This is a genomic window from Candidatus Krumholzibacteriia bacterium (assembly GCA_035268685.1).
Lineage (GTDB): Bacteria > Krumholzibacteriota > Krumholzibacteriia > JAJRXK01 > JAJRXK01 > JAJRXK01.
This window is the reverse complement of record DATFKK010000165.1, coordinates 1-23,093: the sequence shown is the minus strand read 5'-3', so window position 1 is coordinate 23,093 and position 23,093 is coordinate 1. Positions and strand designations below refer to the sequence as shown.

Sequence of the window (23,093 nt, the reverse complement as noted above, 5' to 3'; positions counted from 1 at the left end):
CCCTCCAACCAAGGCACCGACACCTCGAGATCCACCGCCGCCATCTGATCCCCGCCGCGGCCGTCTCCAGTGGAACGATTCTCGTTCCGCGCCGTCAACAGATCCCACCATTCCCCGAAGGTGTCGTACCGCTCGCGTCCGACTCCGCCGTACAGCGCCGTCCGCGTCATGCCCACCTCGAGCCAGTCGGTGGGGGCGTAGGTCATCCGCATGGCCAGCAGATTCGGCCGCGCCACGGGCTTGCCCGCCGTCACGTACCGGGGATCGTGCGGCATCTCGTCGGCGAAGGGCAGCACGCCGTTCAGCACGTCGAATCCGAACTCGCCCCAGCTCGCCATGAACCCCGGCAGCCGCACCGGCTCGCGGGTCCGCAACTCGACCATGTCGAAGGCCGCCGCGTTGTCGTCGAGCAGCAGGCGCCCGCGTTCGCCGCGCCCGAGCCGGCGCGTTCCGCGCCCGGCCGACAGGGTCCACGATCCCAGCCGCACATGGGCCATCAGCTCGCGGACGTCCAGTCGATTCCCCCGCGCGCTCCGACCGGCCCGCACGCGGTACGACGCCGAGATCCGGTCGTGCACCTGGAACCGATCGCCGAAGGTCGCGAACACGTTCCAGCCGTGGTCCACCTCGAGGCCGTCGGTGCGCTCCAGCAACACGGGCGGGCCTTCGACGTCGGCGTAGACGCTCTGCAGGGTCAAGCGCGGTCCGGGGACGGAGTCGGCGACCGCGCGGCCTCGGATGGCGACTTCCGCGGCGGAAGTGACCGCGTCCCCGGCGACTTCCGCTGCGGAAGCAGGCGCGACGCCTCCGACTTCCGCTGCGGAAGCGGCCGCTGGACCGACCATGCAACCCACGCACAGAACCATTCCGAACAGGACCCGGGCCCCACGCGGCCGAGCCCCTCGACCGCGCCGACGCGTCACACCCGCAACACCGCCCTCCGCACCGTCGACGCGATCAAGCCCATGTCCGATCGCGCGCTCCGCGCCTTCAGGTACTCCATGTTCATCGCCAGCTTTGCCGGCATCACGTGTTCCACGTAAGCCCTCTCGGGATCTTCGTGCGTGCCGAGCACCTCGTCCTCGTCCTGGAACGCCAGCGCCGCCGGATCGGTGATCCCGGGCGGCATGGCCAGCAGCGCGACGCGCTGCACCTCGTCCCACAGCCGCACGTACTCGGGCACCTCCGGGCGCGGGCCCACGAACTTCATGTCCCCCACGAGCACGTTCCACAGCTGGGGCAGCTCGTCGAGCTTGAACCGCCGCAGCCAGTAGCCCACGGGGGTCACGCGCGGGTCGCGGCCGCCGCAGGTGATCTTCAAACCGCGCTTCTCGGCGTCGATCACCATGGTCCGGAACTTCAGGATCATGAACAGCCGGCCCTGGCGGCCCACGCGCTCCTGGCGGAACAGGACGGGGCCGGCGGTGGTCAGCTTGACGGCGGCGGCGATCAGCAGCAGCAGGGGCGAGATCAGGAGCAGGCCCAGGCCTGCGAGCACCACATCGACCCAGCGGGGCATCCGTGCACTCCTCGGACTCGTGCGGCCCGTCCTGTGGGCCGGAGAATCGGACGTCGCTGTCGGTCTTGGTGTCAGGCTTCGTTCGACGTCGTCTGCGAACTCACGTGGTCCCGCGCACGCTGGTACGCCCGGGGGACCTCTTCACACACCCGCTCGATCTGCGCGTCGCTCATCGACGGGAAGATCGGCAGGCTCACTTCCTCCCCGAAGGCCTGGCTGGCCACGGGGAAGTCGTCTTCGCGCAGGTGGTAGCGATCGCGCCAGTAGGGGTGCAGGTGCAGTGGGATGAAGTGCACACTGGTGCCGATCTTCGCGTTGCTCAGTTCCTGGATCAGCTGGTCGCGGACGGCGCGGCCGCCCTCGACGCGCAGCGGGTACAGGTGCCAGGCGTGCTGGTCGTCGTCGCGCGCGTCGGGTGGGGTGGTCAGGCCGTCCACTCCGGCGAAGGCCTCGTGGTAGCGCGCGGCGATGCGCGCGCGGGCGTCGCGGAAGTCGTGCAACCGCTCGAGCTGGCTCAGTCCCAGTGCCGCTGCGATGTCGCCCATGTTGTACTTGAACCCCGGTGCCACGATCTCGTAGTACCACGCCGGCTTCTCGCTGCGATACCGGTCGAAGGCGTCGCGGTTGATCCCGTGCAGGCGCATCACGCGCATGCGGGCGGCCAGGTCGGCGTCGCGGGTGACGACCATACCGCCCTCGCCGGTGCACAGGGTCTTGGTCGCGTAGAAGCTGAACGCGCTGGCGCGGCCCCAGCGTCCGACGGACCGCCCCGCGTGACGCGCAGGCAAGGAATGCGCCGCGTCGTCGATCACGCTCCACTCGCTGCCACACGCCCGCTCCTCGATCGCCCGCATGTCGCAGGGCAGGCCGCCGAAGTGCACGGGCATGACGGCCTTCACCGCCTCCTGCTCGCTGGGGCGCAGCCAGGCCAGGGCATCGTCGATCTCCTCGGTTCCCAGGTTCAGGGTGGTGGGGTCGACGTCGCAGAACACGGGGTCGGCGCCGAGGTAGCGCACCACCTCGGCGGTGGCGGTGAAGGTCCACACGGGCACCAGAACGCGGTCGCCCGGCCCCACGCCGGCGGCCTCCAGGGCCAGGTGCAGGGCGGCGGTGCCGCTGCTCACGGCCAGGGTGTGGATCTCGTCGTCGGAATCGCCGCGCACGTGGGCAGCGAAGGCCTCCTCGAAGGCCCGGGCCTTGGCGCCGGTGGTGATCCAACCGCTGCGCAGCACCTCGAGCACGCCGGGGATGTCGGCGTCGTCGACGGTCGGCACGTGGAAGGGGACCGGCTCCACGGCATCGCTCCGGGGTGGAGGGCCTCGCTGCGGACCAAGTCCGGGCCCGACAACGAGTTGGCCGGCAGGCTAGGGCCGGCCGGGGACACTGTCAATCACGGATGACAGCCGGGATGGGGGAATCCGTTCGGAAACCGTGACACCCGATTGGATCCGTGTCTCGGGTGTGATCAGCCCTTTGCCGATCCGGAACGAAGGCTTGACCAGTCCTCGGCCGCGGCATAGCGTGCGCCGCCGAATCAGACGTTTTCCGGCTCCCTCCCGCCTGGAACGGTCATTGCCAGCCCCTGGCGGCGCGCCCTGCCCAGGCCGGATTCTCGTTCCCGCTTCGTCGGGTCGAACCGAAGGACGTCTCTCGCATGGTGCTGAGCCCCCCGTCCGGGCGTCGTCGTGACGCCATGGTGGCGAGCCTCCTCGCGCTCGCCGTCGTCACCAGCTATGTCGGATCTTTTCTGCTGAAGCTCGGCCTTCCCTCCGGGGAATGGGCGCCGTGGTTCGGGCAGGGACTGGCCGTCGCGCTGGCCGTCAAGGGCCTCGTGTTCGTCGGCCTGCGGGTCCACCGCGGGCTGTGGCGCTACGCGGGGCTGGGTGACCTGGTCACCACCGTCCACGCCACCGTCGTGTCGAGCGTGGCGCTGGCCGTGATCGCGCTCGTGGCCCCGGCGCCGCCGTGGCTGCTGTCGGTGGTGGCCATCGACTTCTTCCTGGGCACGCTGGTGCTGGCCGCCGTGCGCGTGGGGCCACGGCTGGTCTTCGAAGTCGTCCGCCACGGTTCCGAAGAACGCCGCGTGGTGGTCATCGGCGCCGGCGACGCCGGCGAGGCGGTGGTGCGCGAACTCAAGCGCGCCGGATCGCGCGAACTCTGCCCGGTGGCTTTCGTCGACGACGACGTGTCGAAGCACGGGCGCTCGATCCACGGCGTGCCGGTCGACGGCCGCATCGACGACGTGGGCCGCGTGGTCCGCGATCGCCGCGCCCACGCCATCCTGGTCGCCATCTGCGGCCTCTCGCACGATCGCATGCGCCAGATCCGCGCCCTGGCCCGGCAGACGGGCCTGCCCGTGAAGCGCATCCCCGCCATGGAGGAGCTGCTCACCGGCCGGGCCGGGATCGCCGAGCTGCGCGACTTCACGCTCGAGGAACTGCTCGAGCGCGAGCCGGTGCGTACCGACCACGGCGAGGTCGACCGCCTGCTGCGCGGGCGCACGGTACTGGTCACCGGCGCGGCCGGATCGATCGGCGGCGAGCTGTGCCGGCAGATCGTGGCCCACGAGCCCGACACGTTGATCACCCTCGACGTCAACGAGAACGCGCTGTTCGAGCTCGAGCACGAGCTGCGCGCGCTGGCCGGGCCGGTGGGGGTGCGGCCGGTGCTGTGCAACATCCGCGACCGCGAGCGCCTCGACGAGGTCTTCGCCACGCACGCGCCCCAAGTGGTGTTCCACGCCGCCGCCTACAAGCACGTGCCGGTGCTCGAGCACTTCCCCGAGGAAGCCGTGCGTACCAACGTGCTGGGCACGCGTCACGTGGCCGAGCTGGCCGCGGCCCACGGTGTCGAGCGCTTCGTGCTGATCTCCACGGACAAGGCCGTGCGGCCCACCAGCGTCATGGGCACGACCAAACGGGTGGCCGAGCTGGTGGTGACCGAGCTGCAGGAGCGCTCGGCGACGCACTTCACCACCCTGCGCTTCGGCAACGTGCTGGGCAGCAACGGCTCGGTCATGCAGGTCTTCCGCAAGCAGATCGCCCGCGGCGGGCCGGTGACGGTCACCCACCCGGAGATGCGCCGCTACTTCATGAGCATCCCCGAGGCGGTCGAGCTGGTGCTGTTCGCCGCGGCCATGGACGGCGAGGGCAGCACCTACGTGCTCGACATGGGCGAACAGGTGCGGATCCTCGACCTGGCGCGGCACTTCGTCCGTCTGTGCGGTCTCGAGCCGGGGCGTGACATCCAGATCGAGTTCACGGGCCTGCGGCCGGGCGAGAAGCTCTACGAGGAGCTCTGGACCGAGCAGGAGGAGCCGCAGGCCACTGAGCACCCCGGGATCCTGCGCGCCCCGCGTGGCGCCGGGCGGCTCACCGAGCTCTGGCAGCGGATCGACACCCTGGTCGACTGGGCCCATGAGGGCCACGCTCCGCAGGTCGTCGAGCACTTGCGCAGCCTGGTTCCGGACTACACCGGCGACCCGGTCTGCCTGCGCGAGCGGCCGGCCGCGCCGGCCTCCCGGCGGTCCACGGAAAAATCCGCGGTCGCCGTGGAACTCTCGGTGATCGAGGGTGTTTCCAGGACAGGCGCGGGGGGACGTGATGCAGTCGGCGTCCGCCAGCGCTGATTCCGAGAGCCAAGCGAGAGCCTCCCAGAGGCAAGGGTGCGAAAGAGATGAGGCGCGCCCCCGGTCCCTCGGCCGGGGGCGCGTTTCGTTGTTGTGACCCGTCGCACGTCGGGGCGCGTCCTGGGCTATCTTGGTTCACATGCACCATGGTACGCCGAGGCCGATGCGCCGTACTGTTCTCGGAATCACACCGGCCTCGCCACCGGTGCGAACAACTCGACGCGCGCTCGCCACGCGCCCTCGGACGACCTGCCACCGAAACGGACGGATTCGATGTTTCCCGTATACGCCATCGTCATTCTCGCTCTCGCCCTCGCCACGTCGGCCCTGGTGTGGTCGATCGGAGCCCATCTACGCGTCAAGCGCGGCGAGCCCGCCCTGCCCGACTTCAAGTCGATGATGGGCCGCGGCTGGCTCGCACCGCTGGCCATGATCTTCCTCGCCGCCGACTTCGGCGCCAGCACGCAGGTCTGGCTGATCTGGACGGGCCTGGTCGTGGGCGGCTGGCTGCTCACCCTGGTCGTGGTGCGAGGTGTCCTCGCCGGTGTGTACCGCGATCGGGCCCGGCGCCCCCGCGCGACGACGGTCGACATGGATCCCGAGCCGGAGAAGATGGCCAGCTAGTACGTTCCGCCTCCCAGTGCCGCCCGAGGGCGGTGCCACGGAACGCGAAACGGGGCGACCACTCGGCCGCCCCGTTTCTCTTCCACACCTCGGCGTCCGGCACGCCTACTCGGGGTAGTACTCGTTCCCCAGGTGGGTGATCAGGTCCTCGCCCATCCAGTGGCGCAGGGTGTTCTTCAGCTTGGTCTGCTGGATGAAGATGTCGTGCTCGGGGTAGAGCTCCGGCGCGACCTGCGGGCTCTTGAAGTAGAAGCTCAGCCACTCCTGGATCCCGCGCTTGCCGGCGCGCTGGGCCAGGTCCATGAACAGGGCCAGGTCGAGCACGATGGGCGCGGCCAGGATCGAGTCGCGGCACAGGAAGTCGACCTTGATCTGCATCGGGTATCCCATCCACCCGAAGATGTCGATGTTGTCCCAGCCCTCCTTGTTGTCCCCCCGCGGCGGATAGTAGTTGATCCGCACCTTGTGGTAGAGGTCCTTGTACAGGTCGGGATAGGCCTCGGGCTGCAGGATGGTGTCGAGCACGCCGAGCTTGCTGACTTCCTTGCTCTTGAAGCTCTCGGGATCGTCGAGCACCTCGCCGTCGCGGTTGCCCAGGATGTTGGTGCTGAACCAGCCGCTCATGCCCAGCAGGCGCGCCTTGAAGCCGGGCGCGAGGATGGTCTTCATCAGGGTCTGGCCCGTCTTGAAGTCCTTGCCGGCGATCGGCACCTGACGCTCGTGCGACAGCTCGATCATGCAGGGCAGGTCCACGCTCAGGTTCGGCGCGCCGTTGGCGAAGGGCACGTCCTCCATGAGCGCAGCCCAGGCGTAGATCTGGCTCGGCGAGATCGCCGGGTCGTTCTCCTTCAGGCCCTTCTCGAACTTCGCCGCGGTGGCGTGGACCTCGGTGGGCTCGCGGTAGGCCTCGGTGCTCGCGCACCACACCATGACCAGGCGATCGCAGTTGTTCTTCTGCTTGAAGTCGCGGATGTCCTGGCGCAGGGCCTCGGCCTGGTCCCACTTGCTGGTCTCGGACTTCACGTGGTTCGGCGTGAGCTTCTTGACCCAGTCGTTGCTGAACACGGCCTTCATGGGCTCGATGGCCGACATCTCGTCCTTGATCGGCAGCAGGTCGCGCTCCTCGAGCACGCCGCAGTTCATGGCGGCCTCGAAGGCGTTGTCCGAGATCGGATCCCAGCCGCCGAAGACCACGTCGTCCAGTCCGGCCAGCGGCACGAAGTCCTTGATCATCGGCGCGCGCTCGTCGGTGCGCTTGCCGAGCCGGATGGTGCCCATCTGCGTCAGCGAACCGATGGGCTTGCTCAGACCCTTGCGCACACTGAGCACGCCGGCGAAGAAGGTGGTGGCCACGGCGCCCATGCCGGGCGTCAGGATGCCCAGCCGGCCGCCGGCGGGGCGAATGTCGATCGGGTCGCTCACGTCGATCCTCCATGGTCGATGACGACGCCGGAGCCCTGTCCTGTGGTGCTCCGGTTCGCGGTGGAAACTAGGCGACGTCGACACTTCGATCCATTGGATTTATCCTCACTCACAGTTCGAATGTCCGGAACAGATACCGGCAGCCCGAGGAGGCGACCGTGCCCGACCGTCGGCCCGCAGGCCTGAACGTGCACCTGCAACAACTGGCCTACCTGCGCGAGATCGAGCGCAGCCCGACCTGGGCGCGGGCGGCGCAGCGCCTGAACCTGAGCCAGCCGGCGCTGTCGCAGTCGATGGCCGAGCTCGAGCGCCGGCTGGGCGTGTCGCTGTTCGAACGGGACGGTCGGCGCCGCCGTCTCACCGAGGAGGGCCACGAAACGGTGCGCTTCGCCCGCGAGGTCCTGGCCCGCGCCGAGGAGTTCTCCGAAGCCCTCGACCGCCGTCGCGAGGGCCGGGCGGGCGCCCTGCGCGTCGGGATGATCGACGCGGGCAGTCTGTACCTGCTCCCGCAGGCCGTGCGCCGCTTCCGCGACGAGTCCCCCGACGTCGACCTCCGCCTGACGGTGGCACCGAGCAGCAGCCTGGAGCGTGCGCTCCAGCGCTTCGAACTCGATCTGGCCGTGGTCGTGGACGACGGCGACCCGCCCGACGACGTCCTCCGCGAGACGCTCACCGACGAACCCCTGTACCTGTACGCACCGCCGCGCCGCCGCGAGGATCCGGCCGACGCCGACTGGCTGCTGTACCCACCGGGCAGCCACACGCGCGAGCGGATCGACGTGGGCCTGCACGAGCGTGGGATCACCCCGCGCGTGCGTCTGGAGTCGGGCAATCCCCAGGTCCTGCGCCAGATGGTCGCCCTGGGCTTCGGCTGGTCGGTGCTGCCGGCCGCGGTGGCCGAGTCCGGACCCGAATCCCTGCGTCGTCGTCGAGGGGGGCCGGTGGCCGTGCGCACCATCTGCACCGTCCGCCGCCGCAACGCGCCCGCCGACCCGCGGGCGGAATCCTTCCTCGCCATGGCGCGTGACTTGCGATAACGCTGCCCTCATGGAGCGACGTCGCCGTCCGCGGGTCCGCACGATCGCCACGTGCGTCGCGTGTGCGCTGGTGGTGGGGTTGCTGTGCCCGGCTTCCACGATGGCGTCCGGTGGTGGGTCCCCGGCGTCGTCCGGCGGCGGATCCGTCGCGACCGCGGGTGGTTCCGCCGCGACCGCGGGACGCGCTCCAGCGGCCGCCGGCGCCTGGCGCGCCGACCTGCTCGATTCCGCTGCGGAAGTGACCACCGCCGCCGAACCGACTTCCGCTGCGGAAGTGGCCGCCTCGGGCGAACCGACTTCCGCTGCGGAAGTGACTGCCTCCGACGAACCGACTTCCGCTGCGGAAGTGACCACCGCCGACGAACCGACTTCCGCCGCGGAAGTGACCGCCGCCGACGAACCGACTTCCACCGCGGAACCGCCCACTCCCGCACCCAGCCCCACCCCGAACCCCCTCAAGATCCGCCCCGACGACCCCACCGCCCCCGCCCCCGCCACCCCCGCACCCTCCTGGCGCCGCCTCACCGTCGCCGGTGCCTACGGCGGCCTGTACGGCGGAGCGGCGAAGATCGGCAGCCGGCTGGGCCTCGAGGACGAGTTCCGGGTCATGCGGCTCGAGTCGGCGTGGTTGATCGACGTCTTCGGCCACGTCTACGCGACCAAGCACACCGGACTCCTGTTCACGCAGTTGCACCTCTGGACGGGCGCCGACGACCGCACCGCACGCGTGCACGGCGCGTGGTCGGCGGCGTTCGGCTCGCTGCTGTACATGGAGATCATCAATGGCTTCATGCCGGGCGTGCGCTTCGACTGGGTCGACCCGGTGGCCAACGCGGCGGGCGCGGCGCTGGTGAGCGAGGGGCCGACGTGGCGCGAACGGCATCCGTGGTTGCGTCGCTTCACGCTCGAACTGGGCTACGACGACTGGAGCCTGCTCACCGAGCCCGACGACCAGACCGGCCCCTTCACGCGTATCTGGCACGACTACCCGAACCAGCGCTGGGGACTGGGCTACGCGATCGGTCCGGTCGAGCGACCCTGGCTGCGCGTGTTCGGCACCTACGGGGTCACCAGTCTCGACATCGACGAACTGCGCCAGGAGTGGGGCGTGGGAGTCGAACTCAAGCCGCACCACTGGCTCGCACCGTGGATCGAGCGGATTCCAGGCGGTGAGCGCGTGCTCGACGCGTTCGCCTTCGTCGATCGCAACCTCCTGCTGCCCGGCCTCTATCTGCACCTGGCGACCTTCGAGAGCGGTCCGCTGAGCGATCGCGAGCCCTTCGACGAGTAGGGGTGTCGTTGACCCCGGCCGCCGGCGTGGCTAACGTCTCCGATCCCGATCCATCCCTTTGCCCGAGCCGCCGCCGCCCATGAACGAATCGATGCCCGTGGCTCCGGCCCTGGTGGCCGCGATCCTCAGCATGCTGGCCGCGCAGGCCCTCAAGCCCTTCTGGGTGCTGATGGTCGAGCGCCACCTCGACTGGCGCCGCGCCTTCGACACCGGCGGCATGCCCAGCAGCCACACCTCGCTGGTCACCACGCTGACCATCGCGGTCGGCGCGCAGGAGGGCGTGCAGAGCAGCATGTTCGCGGTCGCCCTGGTCTTCAGCGGTTACTTCGTGTTCGAGGCCACCGGTCTGCGCCAGGAGGTGGGCCACCAGGCCCGCGTGCTCAACGAGATGATCGAGGAGTTCGTCAGCGATCACGCCATGCACGTCGACGCCCGCCGTCTGCGCGAGCTCGTGGGCCACACCTGGTCCGAGGTGCTCGGAGGCGTGGTGGTGGGTGTCCTGGTCTTCTTCGCGTGCCGTCCGTGGTGGTCCTGAGCGGGCCCGCGTCGGGCCCGGAGACTCCCGTTTCCGGGATCCCGATCAGAACTGCTTCGCACTGGAATTCGGTGTTGACAGAGGTGGAACAGAAAGGGAATGTGCACGCGGATTCGAAGGCTTCCGACACGTGTTGTTTCCGGAAGTGCCGACGAATCGCCCCACGGGCCGCCGCTCCACCGGCCCGCAGCCCCACGTTCGTCCGCGCGCCTCACGTGCGGAAGGGCGGCGCGTTCCGCCGCCGGTCACGGGGCATACCTCCCGCGCTGCACCGCTGAGCCTCTGCGGTGACCCCTTCGGCCGAGTGTTCGTTCTCGGAACCCGGGAGGGCTCATGCGCATCGTGTCGGTGGCGAACCAGAAGGGCGGGTGCGGGAAGACCACGATCACGGTCAACCTCGCCTCGGCCCTGGCCAACCTCGGAGCACGGGTGCTGGTGGTGGACAACGACCCGCAGGGTCACGCGACCATCGGAATGGGACTGATGCCGGCGGAGTTCAGTCTCTCGACTCGCGACCTGTACCTCACCAGTGACGTTCTCGTCGAAGACGTTCGCCACGAGATCAAGGAGCAGCTCGACCTCGTCCCCACGGACGTGGCGTTGAGCACGGTCGAGCAGGAGTTGTCGGGCGAGGAGCGCCGCGTGCAGCGACTGGTCGAGGTCTTCGCGCGCAGCGAGATGCCCTACGACATCGTGTTCGTCGACAATCCGCCGAACGTGGGGCTGCTCACCTTCAACGCCCTGATGGCCAGCGCCGAGGCCCTGGTTCCCGTGGATCCGGGCCGCTTCACCATGGACGCGGTGGAGCGGTTGCGCGAGACCCTTTGCCTGCTCGAGGACGAGCGCGGCCACCACGTGCGCATGCACATCCTGGCCAACGGCTTCGACCTGCGCACACGGTTCGGTCGCGAGTTGCTCGAACGCCTGGCCATGAACTACCCGGGTTCGTTGCTCGACACGCAGATCCACCGCACGGTGCGTCTGCGCGAGGCCGCCGACCTGGGGCGGCCCGTCGACGATCACGACCGCCGCTGCCGCGCGGTGCTGGACTTCCAGGGCCTCGCCGAGGAGTTCTGGTCGCTGCCCGCCGACCTCGAGGTCGACGGGGTCGACGCCTGGGACGCGCTGCTGCACGGACCGCGGGCCCGGACCGCGGGCGTGTGTTTCGAGGTCGAACTGCCGGCCGCGCGCGAGGTCGCGATCACGGGCGACTTCACCGATTGGTCGGTCGAGGGCATTGCTCTGGAACGGTCCGGAGACGGAATCTGGCGGCTGGAACTGCCGCTGGAATCCGGAGTGTTCGAGTACAAATACATCGTCGACGGAGTGTGGAAGGTCGATCCGGAAAATCCGGAACGGGTGCGCAACAGCTACGGTCAGCTCAACTCGGTGCTCACGGTGCCGAGCATGGCGAGCGCCTGACGGCCCGGGTGCGGGGAAGGAACGACGATGATCCAACGTGGCCGGCACAGCCGGCTCGAAGCCGTCGCACGCACGTACCTCGACGCCGACGCACCGCGGTCGCGCCTGATCGTGGTGGCGGGTGAGGACCCCGGGTCGACCGCGCACGCGGCCCGGGCGGTGCAGCAGGCGGCGTCGGACATGAACCTGCCGAGCGTGTTGCTCAGCCGGGGCACCGAGACGGTCGACCTCGAACTGGGCCACGATCGCACGCAGCCCCTGGTGGTCTACCACCACGGTCCGGTGCGCGAGTCCCAGCTCGCCCGCCTGCGACCGGCCTCGGCCGACGAACCCGGACCGGACCTGCTGCTCTGGGACCTGCCCCGTCCCGGGGCGGTGGGACTGCGTTCCACCTACCTGCTCGGTCTCCTCACCTGGTCGCTGGGTCCTCGACAGGTCCGTTGCCTCCTGCCGCCGGCTGGTGACGACGGTCCTCCGTTGTCGGAAGTCCGGGCGGTCGCCCGGGAGGCCTTCGAGTCGGTGGAAACCGCGCCCCGGCCCGAGCTGCTGCAGCGACCCGGTGCGTGGTCGACGCCCGACACGCGGGGTCTGCTCGGTCAGGTCCTGCAGTCGATGCTGGCCGGCGCGCGGCGGTCGGGGCAGCGGAGGTCGGTCCGGCGCAACGGTCTGCGCGCGCAGGCGGGGTCGTGGTTGCTGGCGGTCGGTCTCGCGGCGGCGGCGGCCGCCCCCGTGGGGGCGCAGGACACGACGGCCACGGACGCAGCCCCGGCGCTCGTGACCGTGGAGGTCCACGGGGTCGACCTCGACGACGCGCGCACGCATCGGCGTCCCGACGGCACGCGGCTCTCGTGGGCCGCCGAGCACCTGCTGCGCCTCGAGCCGGGTGTCGGCACGCGGTCCGAGGGCGCGGTGAGCTTCACCACCGAACGCACCCGACTCTTCGCCCGCGAGGGCGAGGAGCCGCTCGACTGGACACCCCGCGAGCGATCGATCGCCCGTCCCCTGCTCCTGGACGCGCGCGAGTTCACCCTGCTCGCGCGGAGCGGCGACTACGCGGTCACGCCCGAGAGCATCGTGGTCACGTTGCCCGAGCGGTCGTCGGTGTTGCCCGGCCGGCAGGGCCTGATCGTGACCGGCGTCATGCTGGTGATGATCGTGCTCCTGTTCTGGCGCGCGTCCTCGGTGCGCCGCCGCCTCGATCGCCCCTACGAATCGGTACGGCGCCGGCGCCGGCCCGAGGACTGAGCGCCGAGCTCGACGTCGACGGCCGGGTCCGCGCGTGCTAGACATGCCGCGCCGCGCACGGCGGGTCGTCCGATGACGGGAGCACGATGGCACGGAGCATGGAACGGTGGGCGCAGGCCGGCCTGGTGCTGGCCCCCTGGGCGGGCGTGGGTCTGGTCCAGGCGACGACAGGGCGTGCCCTCGGCGCCGGTGTCCAGCCGGCGTATCCCGTGTTGCTGGTCGTGATCGTCCTGGCCGCGATCGACGTCCTCCGACACGAGCCCGCGCGCGACCACGAGCCCGCGCACGAGCCCGATCGGACGGGGCTCTGGCTCGTGGCCGTGGCCCTGGGGTGGACGGCGCTCAGCACCGCGTCGCTGTGGACCCGCGACGTCGTCGGGCTGGCCGGGGACGCGCCGTGGAGCAAGGGGCTGAAGCAGACGGTGCTCCTCGCTTTCTTCGCGGCCGCCGCCCTGGCCTACGCGCAGGTCGTGCGGCGCGCGGGTTGGCGTGGGCTCGAACGCGCGGCCTCCATCGGCCTGGCGATCGCGGTGCTCGCCGGCCTGGTGCAGGCCGTCACCTTCCACCTGCAGATCCCCGGATCGTCGTGGCTGGAGCGACTGAGCTCGAGCAATCCGTCGATCGCGGCCGGCAGCGCCGAACTCTACCTGGGCGACCGGTTCGTGGGGATCCCGCGCATGCGGGGACCCTTCCCCGAGCCCCTGCACTTCGGCAGCTACCTCGTGGCCGTGCTGCCCGTGACCCTGGCGGCCGCGGTCGTGTCGCGGGGCACCGGCCGGGTGGCGCGTGCGGTCCTGGGTGCGCTGGGACTGCTGTGCCTGGTCATGACCTTCTCACGGGGCGCCTGGGTGGGCGCGGCGACCGTCGCGGGGCTGGTGGCCGTGGCCATGCTCACCGGCCGGCTCCCCGCTCCGGATCGACGCCTTCTCGCGCTGGGCCTGGTCGCGATCGTGGTCCTGGGGGCCGTGGCCTGGCCCGTTCTCACCGGGGTGGGCTGGCACGAGGTGCCCGGCATCGTGGCCCAGCGCGTCGCGCAGTCGGCGGTCGGGCACGACATGTCCAACCTGACTCGTTTCTGGTCGTGGGGAGTCGCCTGGGAGCTTTTCCGGGAACACCCGATCCACGGCGTCGGCTTCGGGGGCTTCGGTTTCTGGTACTTCGAACGGGCGCCCGAGGGCGGGGGCGCGGCCCACTTCGGGTGGCCGGTGACGAACAGTCTGCCCCTTCAGCTCCTGGCCGAGACCGGCCTGATCGGACTCGTGCTGTGGCTCGGATGCCTCGGGCCGGCCCTGCGCCGGCTGGTTCCCGTCGGCAGCCGCCCATCGGCGGCCGCCGTGGTGGCGGCCTGCGCGATCGCGGGGGTTCTAGTCCAACTCTTGACGTTCAGTCAGTGGGACCTGCCGCATCTCTGGATGCTCTTCGGCGCCGGTGTCGCGTCGGGGAGCAGGATTCCCCGGGTGGTGTGATTCTTGCGAATCGTCTTGCCGGCCTTGCAGGTGACCCCGGATCCGACCGGGGTGGGGGTGTACACGCGCGAACTCGTGCGCGGCTGGAGCCAGGTGGCGCCCGGCGATCTCGAGCTGGTGGTGCTGGCCCCGCACCCGGAATGTTTCGGATTCCTGCCGGCCGGGTCGGGCATCGAGGTGCGGCACGTACGGCTGTGGCGCGAGGACGCGTGGGGACGAATGGTTGCCAATCACACGATCGTGTCGCATTGTGCCAGCACGGAATCTGCGGACGTCGTTCTGGCGCCGAACTTCGTGGCTCCCCTGACCGGCTCCTTCGAACGGGCGGTCATGGTCCACGACCTGGCGTTCCGGCGGCACCCCGAAACCACCACCTGGGCGAAACGCACCTACTACCGCACTCTGGTACGCAAATCGATCCGACGTTCGGCGCGGGTCCTGGTGAGCACCCGCACCGTTGCCGACGAGATCGAGGCCTGGATGCCCGATGTCGGCCCGTCCATCCGGATCGCACCCGAAGGAGTCTCGCCGACCTTCCTTGCGCACGAAGACGAAGAGAATCCACGGCCGGAACCGATCGCCGATCGGCGCCGCGACCTCCTCTTCGTCGGGACGCTCGAACCGCGGAAGAACCTGGTCAGGATCCTCTCGGCCCACGGAAATCTGTGTCGTCACGACGCGACGTTCCCCAGCCTCCGCCTCGTCGGCGGAAAGGGCTGGCGCGATGCCGCGATCGAACGCGCGCTGGCGGATCATTCGGATCCGTCGCGGGTGCGGCGCCTGGGTTACCTGACGACCGAGCAGTTGCGCGACGAATACGACAAGGCCCTCGGGCTCTTGTTCTGTTCGCTGTACGAGGGATTCGGACTTCCCATTCTCGAGGCGATGACCCGGGGTTGTCCGGTGATCACCTCCCGCGGAACGGCGACCGAAGAAGTGGCCGGTGGAGCCGCGCTCCTGGTCGATCCGGTGCAGACCGGAGAGATCGAGAACGCCATGGCCCGCCTGGTCGGTGACCGAGGACTTCGGCGCTCGCTCGCCGAGCGGGGTCGGAGCCGCGCACGGGAGTTCTCCTGGTCGCGGTGCGCAGGAGCCACGATCGAAGCTCTGCGCGAGATCCGTCCCGGAAGACGGAGGTAGAAGGGGCCATGGAGCTGCTCCCCCGACTCACTCTCGTGGTGCTGGCCACGGTGGTGCTCACGCAGCTGATCCTGCCCGTGGCGCGGCGCGCCGGGTTGTCCTGGGGTCTGGTGGATCATCCGAGCTGGCGCCGTCGGCAGAAGTGCGCGGTGCCGTGCAGCGGCGGACTGGCCGTCTACGGCACCGGAGTCGTGGCCGCGATCGGACTCTTCCACTGGATCGGTTCCCCCTTCCCCGTCGGCGCCATGGTGGCACTCGGTCTGGCCGGACTGGGAACCATCGTGCTCGGTGCCCTGGACGACCGCTTCGGCCTGCACGCCGAGAAAAAGCTCCTGGGGCAGGTGCTGGTCGTGTCGTTGCCCATGGCGGGTGGCCTGACGCTCGAACAGGTGTGGCTTCCGGGCGTCGGTGTGGTGGAGCTGGGCGTGATGGCCGGGCCGCTCACGCTGTTCTGGTACCTGGGGTTCATCAACTCGGTGAACCTGATCGACGGACTCGACGGACTGGCCTCGGGCATCGTGGCCATCGTGGCCGGTACGGTGATGGTGGCCGTGCACGGGGTCGATCCAGTGGGCGCCCTGTGGATCGGCGCCTTCCTCGGAACGGTCCTCGGTTTCCTGCGCGACAATCTCTCGCGCCACCGCATCTTCCTGGGCGACGCCGGGTCGATGTTGTTGGGTCTGTGGCTGGCGGGCCTGGTGCTCGGTCTGGCCGAACGCACGCCGACCGCGCCGGGCATCGCGGCCTTCGCCATGCTCGTGCCCGTTCTCGACACCGCGACCACCATCCTGCGACGCTGGCGTCGCGGGCTGAGCATCTTCCGTCCCGACGCCGAGCACCTGCACCACCGGTTGTTGGAGCTGGGCACCTCGCCGTTCCGGGCCACGGTGTGCCTGTGGTTCGTGTCGCTGTCGGCGGCGGCCACGGGTGCGCTGGTGCTGGGGGCTCCGAGCGCCGGGGTCCTGGCCGTGGCGGCGGCGGCGGGCGCGGCGATCGAACTCGCCTACTCGATCCAGCGCGATCGCCACCCGGGGCCGGCACGAATCCTGGGGTACCTGATGGGAGTCCATGCGACCCTGGTGCCCGTGGATCCGGGTCAGCGCCTGGCCGAGGTGATCGAGATGGAGGCCTACCGGAGACACCGGACCGAGCCCGATGCGGCCCCGGCTCCGCGTCCCGCCACGAGGGCCGGTGGATCGGAAGCCGACGACGTGGCGTCGACGGAATCCCCCTCGGCCCCGGCGGCAGCCGACGATGTCGTTCTGGCCCTTCCCGACGAACCTTCGCGATGAGCTCGCCCGGGCTGCGGACCTCGGCCCCGTGGTCGAGGCCGGAGCGGGCGACGGTCGCCTGAGCGTGCACCTGCGCTCACTGGGCTGGGCGGTCGTCTCCCTGGATCACGATCCGCGCTGCGACGGTCTCGACGTCCTCGCCGACCTCCGCGAGCTCCCCTTCGCCTCGGCCTCGGTCGGGGTGGTCGTGTTCGGGGACGTGCTGCGCCATCTTCCTTCGTCCGATCGCGCGCGGGCGGCGGAGTCGTGCGTGCACTGTCTGGCCCCGGGGGGACGGGTGGTGGTGCTCGAGGACACACCCGTCGGACGCGATCCGGCCGAGGTGAACTACCGCGAGGTCCTGTCGCTGTTGGCCGACATCGTCCCCGGCCGCGGAGCCGCGCGCCGCATCGATCGGGTGAGCCGGGAGCTGCGCGCGCACCTGGGCGATCCCGTCTGCCGTGGCGACGCCGAGAATTCGACGCGGGTCGACGATCCCCTCGCCCCGGTGCGCTGGCTGCGCACGCACCACGCGTGCGATCGCGACTGCCGCGAACGGCTCGACGCCATCGCGGACTCGATCGCCGAACACGGAATGCGCTACGGTCGGTACTCCTTCGAGGTCTTCGCGACGGGAGCGGCAGCGTGATGCGTCGGTGGTGGTGGATCCTGATCCCGGTCGTGGGGATCGCGTTGGGCGTGGCGTGGAGTTGGCACGCGCGCACCGCGTCGGAGACCGACTTCGGGGCCTGGCGCGTGATCGTGTTGCAGAGCGACGATTGGGGATTCGAGGGATGGTTCCCCGACCGCGCCGCGGCCGACTCGCTCGCCGACCTGGCCGACGGCGTTCCCCCGAAGCTGCGGGCCTATGCGCGCAGCGGGCTGGAGACGGCGGCCGAGATCGATTCGTTGCGGGTGCGTCTGCTGCGTCTGCGCGATGCCGACGGCCTGCCCCTCGTGTTGCAGGCGAACACCGTGCTGGCCGGTCCGACCGTCCGCGCCGGAGGCCCGGGGAACGCTCCGCACGGTTGGCCGGTCCACCCGTCCGGCCACGATCCGGGGCGCTACGGGCGCCCGGGACTGGACGCCGCGGTCGACGCGGCGATCGCGGCCGGCGTGTACCGGCCCGAGCTGCACGGACTCACGCACTTCGATCTGCCGGAGTACGCGGCCGCCCGGGCCGCCGGCGATCCCCTGGCCGCCCGGGCGCGCCGCTTCGACACCATGGCCTACCGCGGATGGCTGCGGGGCACCGAACTGTCGGGCTCGGATCCGGACGGCGCCCGGGACATCGCCCGGGCGGCGGTCGGTCGCTTCCGCACGCGCTTCGGGCGTTCGCCGGTGTCGGTGATCGCTCCCGACTACCGCTGGGGAGCGGAGGACGAGTCGGCCTGGGCCGATCTGGGGGTCCAGGTGGTCCAGGCGAAGCGCGAGCAGGTCGACGGTCGCGTCGATCCGACCACGCCCTGGGGCCGGGTCCGGAAGGTCGTGGAACGGGTCGGCGACCGATGGAGGGCCCGCTTCGTCTACCTCGATCGGCCGGCGCGGCTGGAGCCCTACGGCGATTCCTCCACCGACGCGCCGCAGGGCGCGCGCGCGGCCGTCGCCGCGGTGCGTGCCGCCTGGGAACAGGGGAAGCCGGGGATCGTCTCGGTGCACCGCGTGCAACTGGTCTCCTACGACGAACCCGTCGCTCGGGCCGGCTGGGAGCACCTCCAGGCGCTCGTGCGACAGCTGAGCGCCGACGGCCCGGTGCGGTGCCTGGTCGACGCCGAGGTCGGCCAGTTGTGGCGGCGCGGCTGGTCGGTGATCGAGCGCGGGCCCTGGCGGGTGGTCCGCAACTTCGGCGACGGTCCGGTCGAGATCGACCCGGGCGACGGGGCCGGCACACGGTCCTTCGACGTGGGGACCCACGTTCTCCGACGCGCCGATCGGGTGTCCGGCGACCCGCGCTGATCGCCGTAAACCCATTATTCATAATTCCTTACCATGGTGGTGGCTTGACAGCCGGCGCGCGGTCGGGATAGACTGCGATGTCCCGGTCGCCGTCGCCGCCCCGTACTCGAACCGTGTGCGGGGGGTGCGGCACGCCGGACCCTTCCGTCCTTCCGGGGAAGGACCCCTGAACGTAGAACCGACACCCAGAGCGACCGCACCGTCGTCCGTCCCATGACGACCCTTCCTCCGTCACCGAGCCCGAACCCCCGCGCGGACTGCTCCCGAGCTCCGATCCGCTTGCCGCAGGAGGACTGATGCCTCTCGTAAATCGTCGTCCCGGTGCCACGCTGGTGCGCACTGCGGGCACGTCTCTCGCCGTTCTCGCTCTTCTCGTCGCGATCGTCGCCGTGTCGACCCCCGCGGTGGCGGCCACCTCGGTCGACCACGTCCTGCGTTGGAACGCAGACGACTACTCGATCCAGCGCGACGGGGACGCCGAGCGGATTCTCGTCGATGGTGCGTCGACCTGGAGCCGGGCCGGTCGCCCCGAGCTCCCGCGCGCCTCGTACTCGTACGTGGTCCCGGTGGGCACGCGGGCCGAAGCCGTCGAGCTGGTCGACGCCGAATGGGTGGACGTCGACGTGACGTCGCTCGCGACGGGCGACGACCTCGTGTCGTCGGACGGCACGAAGGCCATGCCCGATCCCTTCGTCGACGCCGCGGCGCTCGAGCGCTCGAATGTCTACCCGCCGGTGCCGGTGACGGTCGGCGCCAGCCATCCCATGCGGGGGTGGTCGGTCGCGTCGGTCGACGTGGTGCCGGTGCGGGTCGGGGCCGACGGTCGCGTACAGCGTCTGGCCAGTGCGCGGGTTCGCCTGACCCTCGGCATCGATCCCCGCTCGAACGACACCGTGCGCCGTACGGTCGAATGGTCGGGTCTCCGCGATCGGGACGCCGCACTGGTGCGCGCCGTGGTCGAGAATCCGGCCGACGTCGACGCCTACGCACCGTCGCCGGGGGTCGATCCCTCGACCGCGCGTTTCGACTTCGAGATCGGCGTCGCCGACGACCGCGGCCTCGCCCGGGTCGCGCGCATCGTTCCCGAGCCGGTCGACATGCTGGTGATCACCAACGACGAGTTGCGCCCCGAGTTCGAGCGTCTGGCCGCGTGGCGCACGCAGGAAGGTCTTCGGACCTCGGTGGTCACCACCGACGAGATCGTCGCCGTGGCCCGGCCGGGCGGCGACCTGCAGGAGACCCTGCGCAACTACATCCGGACCGCCTACCAGCAGTGGGGCGTGAGCTACCTGCTGCTCGGTGGCGACGCCGAGATCCTGCCGCCGCGCTACGCCCGCAGCAGCTTCTATCCGCAGGGCGGCTTCACCGACGTGCCGGCCGATCTGTACTTCGCCGCGCTCGACGGCAACTGGAACATCGACGGCGACGGCATCTACGCCGAGCCCTACAAGAGCTTCCTCGAGACGGGGGACGAAGCCGATCTGCTCGCCGAGATCGCGATCGGGCGCGTGCCGGTCAAGAACCTGTCGCAGGCCGCGGACTTCGTCGACAAGGTCATCGCCTACGAGAACCCGACCGACCGTTCCTACGTGGGCCGGGCGCTCTTCATGAGCGAGGTGCTCTTCCCGCAGGCATGGAATCCGGGGGATTCGATCACGCTCGACGGCGCCATCTATTCCGAGGACATCGTCTTCGACAGCATCATCGGCGGCGGCAACCTGATGCAGAGCTGGCGCATGTACGAGAACACGGCGCCCTATGTCGGTTCGATCCTCGAGACCAAGCAGGCCGCGCTCGACTCCATGAGCACCGGCAACTTCGGAATCGTCAACCACGTCGGCCACGGCTTCTACTACAACATGAGCGTGGGCGTGGGCGACCAGAACATCTTCGTGCCCGACGTCGACACGTCGGTCAACAACGCCCCCGACCGGCCCTTCCTCCTGCACGCGCTCAACTGCAGCTCGGGTGCCTTCGACTTCGACTGCCTGCTCGAGCGCTTCGTCCAGATCGAGGGCGGAGCCGTCGGGAGCATCGGCGCTTCGCGTGCGGCCTTCCCGAGTACGGCCAACGTCTACCAGCAGTCGTTCTACCGCGAGATCTTCGTGAACGGGAACGTGCGCGTGGGCGATGCCCAGCTCGTCTCGCGATCGGAGCAGGTGGCGATCACCGGCGTGGAGGGTTCGCACCGCTGGACGCACTTCGGCTACCACGTCTTCACCGACCCCGCCTTGCGCGTGTGGCGCGAGGAGCCGCGCTCGGCCCTGGTGTCCGCGCCGTCGAGTGTGTTGCTGGGAGCCTCCGACGTGACGGTCGACGTGAGTGCCTCGGGTGCGGTGGAGGGCGCGACGGTGGCGCTCACGCGTCCCGACGGTGGCTTCGCGGTGGGCGAGACCGACGCCAGCGGTCAGGTGACCCTTTCGCTGGACGGACTCGCCGATCGGGCCGGCAGCATCGACCTGGTCGTCACGCAGGGACTCGTGTTCCCGGTGCGCCAGACGATCGAGGTGCAGTCGGGTGCGAACGGACACGTGCGTGCGACGCCGGCCTCGGTCTTCGACGGCTCGGGCGACGGTGACGGCCTGGCCGAGGCGGGCGAGACGATCGAGTGGGGTTTCGACTTCGTCAACCAGGGTGGGGCCGATCTCGGGAGCGTCTCGCTCCAACTGCAGCCGATCGAGGCACCGAACATCACGCCGGTGCAGCTGACGCGATCGTTGTCGGGTCTGACCTCGGGGCAGGCGAAGAGTTCGCAGCCGTTCATCTTCGCCATCGGCTCGGGGGCCGAGGACGGTCGTCTGCTGCGCTTCGAGGTCGTCATGAGCAGTGGTGGCGAGACCTGGCGACAGCCGGTGCAGTTGCTGGTCGGTGCACCGGAGATCGATGTCGCACGGATCCTGTGGGACGACAGCGTGACCGGGGACGGCGACGGGGTGATCGACGAGGGCGAGACCTTCGACCTCGTCGTCGAGGTGGCGAACTACGGTGGGGCGGCGGTGAACGCGCTCGACGCCACGCTCACGAGTCCGTCGTCCGACGTTCAGATCGACGTCGGCACGGCGACGGCTCCGGCTCCGATCGGCACCCGCGAGGTGGGGACGATCACCGGGCTACGGGTGACCGAGTCGAACGTCACGGCCGAGAATCCCTTGGAGCTGACCCTGACCGACGACGAGGGCCGGGTCGTGGTGCACACCTTCGACCTCCGCCGTCCGGGCGCGCCCCCGGCTCCGACGCTCGACACGACCTTCGGGCCCGACCGTATCGTGTTGCGGACCGAGGCCATCGCGGAACCCTCCGTACGCGGGCACCGCGTGTATCGTCGCGCCGACGGCGAGGCTTCGTTCTCCGAGGTCTTCTTCGACACGATCGATGGTACGGGCTTCATCGAGGACGCCGACCTCGCGAGTCTGACGCGTTACTCGTACCGGATCACCTACGTCGACTCGACCGGTGTGGAGAGCGGTCCGAGCCCGATCGTGAGCGCGAGCACCGCACCGCCGCAACTGGAAGGTGGATTCCCGCTGCCGGTCACCCGGGAGCTCGCCGGACCCATCGCGGTGGGCAACATGGTCGCCGACGGCACGAAGGTCGCGACCTTCGGTGCCGACTACCTCTACGCGCTCGACGCCAACGGCGACGAGCTGGTCAACGGCGACAACGACAGCCAGACCCGCGGGCCGCTCGCCGGTCCCCAGGACGCCAGGCGCTTCACGCCGTCGGGCGTCGCGATGGCCGACCTCGACGGGGACGGCCTCGACGAGCTGATCGGCACCAACTGGGAGAACTTCGAGGTCTGGGTGGTCGACGCCAACGGGGACCTGCTGCCCGGCTGGCCGCAGACCATGAACCAGAAGGCCTGGGCCACACCGGTCGTGGCCGATCTCGACGCCGACGGCGATTTCGAGATCATCACGAACAACACCAACCGCACCACCTACGTCTGGCACCACGACGGCACGGAGCTGATCGACGGGGACGACCGGCCGGAGACGAACGGTGTGTTCCAGCTCCGCGACGTCGAGACCTTCGGCCGGACGACGCCGGCGGTCTACGACGTGGACGGCAACGGCACCCTCGAGATCATCCTGCCGACCTCGCGCCGCGACGGTGTCGACAACCTGGTGCAGGCCCTGCAGATCGACGGGACCAACGCGCCGGGTTGGCCCCAGAACGTGGGCCCGAACGGTTGGACCGTGAGCCATCCGACCATTGCCGACGTCGAGGGTGACGGCGAGCCCGAGATCTTCCTCGTGACCGAGAACGATCTGCTGCACGCCTGGCATCCCGACGGCTCGGTCGTGTCAGGATACCCCAAGCCGTTGAACACGGTCGCCGGCGCCCGCGACAGCAAGCACCCCGCGGTGTCGCTGGCGGACTTCGACCGTGACGGACAGCTCGAGCTGGTCACGGTGGCCATCAACAGCCTCTCGAGCTGCGACGTCTACGTGCAGGAGCTCGACGGTACGGTCCTCCCCGGTTGGCCCCGCTCGCTGCCGGGTCTCAGCGAGTCGTCGCCGATCATCGGCGACGTCAA

17 protein-coding genes are annotated in these 23,093 nt (G+C 70.1%); 13 read left to right on the top strand and 4 right to left on the bottom strand.

Translation table 11 applies throughout. The features are described from left to right. The 3 genes from VKA86_15625 to VKA86_15615 form a co-directional block, all read right to left on the bottom strand. On the bottom strand, positions 1–698 hold a 698-nt coding region (locus tag VKA86_15625; protein HKK72636.1), incomplete at its 3' end, for a capsule assembly Wzi family protein. A 221-nt stretch (positions 699–919) separates the two neighbouring features. After that, positions 920–1,519, bottom strand: coding sequence for a sugar transferase (locus tag VKA86_15620; protein HKK72635.1), 600 nt, complete (start codon positions 1,517–1,519; stop codon positions 920–922). A gap of 71 nt (positions 1,520–1,590) precedes the next feature. Then, a complete protein-coding gene (locus VKA86_15615; protein ID HKK72634.1) occupies positions 1,591–2,814 on the bottom strand; it encodes an aminotransferase class I/II-fold pyridoxal phosphate-dependent enzyme in 1,224 nt (407 codons plus the stop codon). Between the two features lie 359 nt (positions 2,815–3,173). On the opposite strand from VKA86_15615, the gene VKA86_15610 reads away from it, so the two are divergent. Further along, positions 3,174–5,147: a nucleoside-diphosphate sugar epimerase/dehydratase gene (locus VKA86_15610; protein HKK72633.1), complete on the top strand. Its 1,974-nt coding sequence runs from the start codon at positions 3,174–3,176 to the stop codon at positions 5,145–5,147. Between the two features lie 273 nt (positions 5,148–5,420). Beyond that, complete coding sequence (locus tag VKA86_15605; GenBank protein HKK72632.1) at positions 5,421–5,771, top strand: hypothetical protein; 351 nt, start codon at positions 5,421–5,423, stop codon at positions 5,769–5,771. 105 nt (positions 5,772–5,876) lie between these two features. Here the strand turns inward: VKA86_15605 and VKA86_15600 are convergent, their stop codons facing one another. Continuing rightward, positions 5,877–7,181, bottom strand: a complete 1,305-nt coding sequence (locus VKA86_15600; GenBank protein ID HKK72631.1) for an inositol-3-phosphate synthase — start codon at positions 7,179–7,181, stop codon at positions 5,877–5,879. 170 nt (positions 7,182–7,351) lie between these two features. Here VKA86_15600 and VKA86_15595 point away from each other — a divergent pair, with 170 nt between their 5' ends. From VKA86_15595 to VKA86_15545, 11 genes are all read left to right on the top strand, one after another. Beyond that, positions 7,352–8,230, top strand: coding sequence for a LysR family transcriptional regulator (locus VKA86_15595; GenBank protein HKK72630.1), 879 nt, complete (start codon positions 7,352–7,354; stop codon positions 8,228–8,230). 346 nt (positions 8,231–8,576) lie between these two features. After that, positions 8,577–9,521, top strand: a complete 945-nt coding sequence (locus tag VKA86_15590; protein ID HKK72629.1) for a hypothetical protein — start codon at positions 8,577–8,579, stop codon at positions 9,519–9,521. A gap of 79 nt (positions 9,522–9,600) precedes the next feature. After that, complete coding sequence (locus VKA86_15585) at positions 9,601–10,056, top strand: divergent PAP2 family protein (GenBank protein HKK72628.1); 456 nt, start codon at positions 9,601–9,603, stop codon at positions 10,054–10,056. 333 nt (positions 10,057–10,389) lie between these two features. Then, the gene (locus VKA86_15580; protein HKK72627.1) at positions 10,390–11,478 is read left to right on the top strand and encodes an AAA family ATPase; all 1,089 of its coding nucleotides are present in this window, start codon (positions 10,390–10,392) and stop codon (positions 11,476–11,478) included. Between the two features lie 27 nt (positions 11,479–11,505). Then, positions 11,506–12,723: a hypothetical protein gene (locus tag VKA86_15575; GenBank protein HKK72626.1), complete on the top strand. Its 1,218-nt coding sequence runs from the start codon at positions 11,506–11,508 to the stop codon at positions 12,721–12,723. An 86-nt stretch (positions 12,724–12,809) separates the two neighbouring features. Beyond that, positions 12,810–14,189, top strand: a complete 1,380-nt coding sequence (locus VKA86_15570; protein HKK72625.1) for an O-antigen ligase family protein — start codon at positions 12,810–12,812, stop codon at positions 14,187–14,189. A 3-nt stretch (positions 14,190–14,192) separates the two neighbouring features. Next, positions 14,193–15,329, top strand: coding sequence for a glycosyltransferase family 1 protein (locus VKA86_15565; GenBank protein HKK72624.1), 1,137 nt, complete (start codon positions 14,193–14,195; stop codon positions 15,327–15,329). 8 nt (positions 15,330–15,337) lie between these two features. Continuing rightward, complete coding sequence (locus tag VKA86_15560) at positions 15,338–16,621, top strand: MraY family glycosyltransferase (GenBank protein HKK72623.1); 1,284 nt, start codon at positions 15,338–15,340, stop codon at positions 16,619–16,621. Next, positions 16,584–17,249 (top strand): class I SAM-dependent methyltransferase, encoded by a 666-nt coding sequence (locus tag VKA86_15555; protein HKK72622.1) that lies wholly within the window; start codon positions 16,584–16,586, stop codon positions 17,247–17,249. The genes VKA86_15560 and VKA86_15555 overlap by 38 nt, the downstream gene beginning before the upstream one ends. Beyond that, the gene (locus VKA86_15550; GenBank protein HKK72621.1) at positions 17,246–18,556 is read left to right on the top strand and encodes a hypothetical protein; all 1,311 of its coding nucleotides are present in this window, start codon (positions 17,246–17,248) and stop codon (positions 18,554–18,556) included. The genes VKA86_15555 and VKA86_15550 overlap by 4 nt, the downstream gene beginning before the upstream one ends. 296 nt (positions 18,557–18,852) lie before the next feature. Further along, positions 18,853–23,093: C25 family cysteine peptidase (locus tag VKA86_15545; protein HKK72620.1), on the top strand; the 4,241-nt coding region annotated here is incomplete at its 3' end.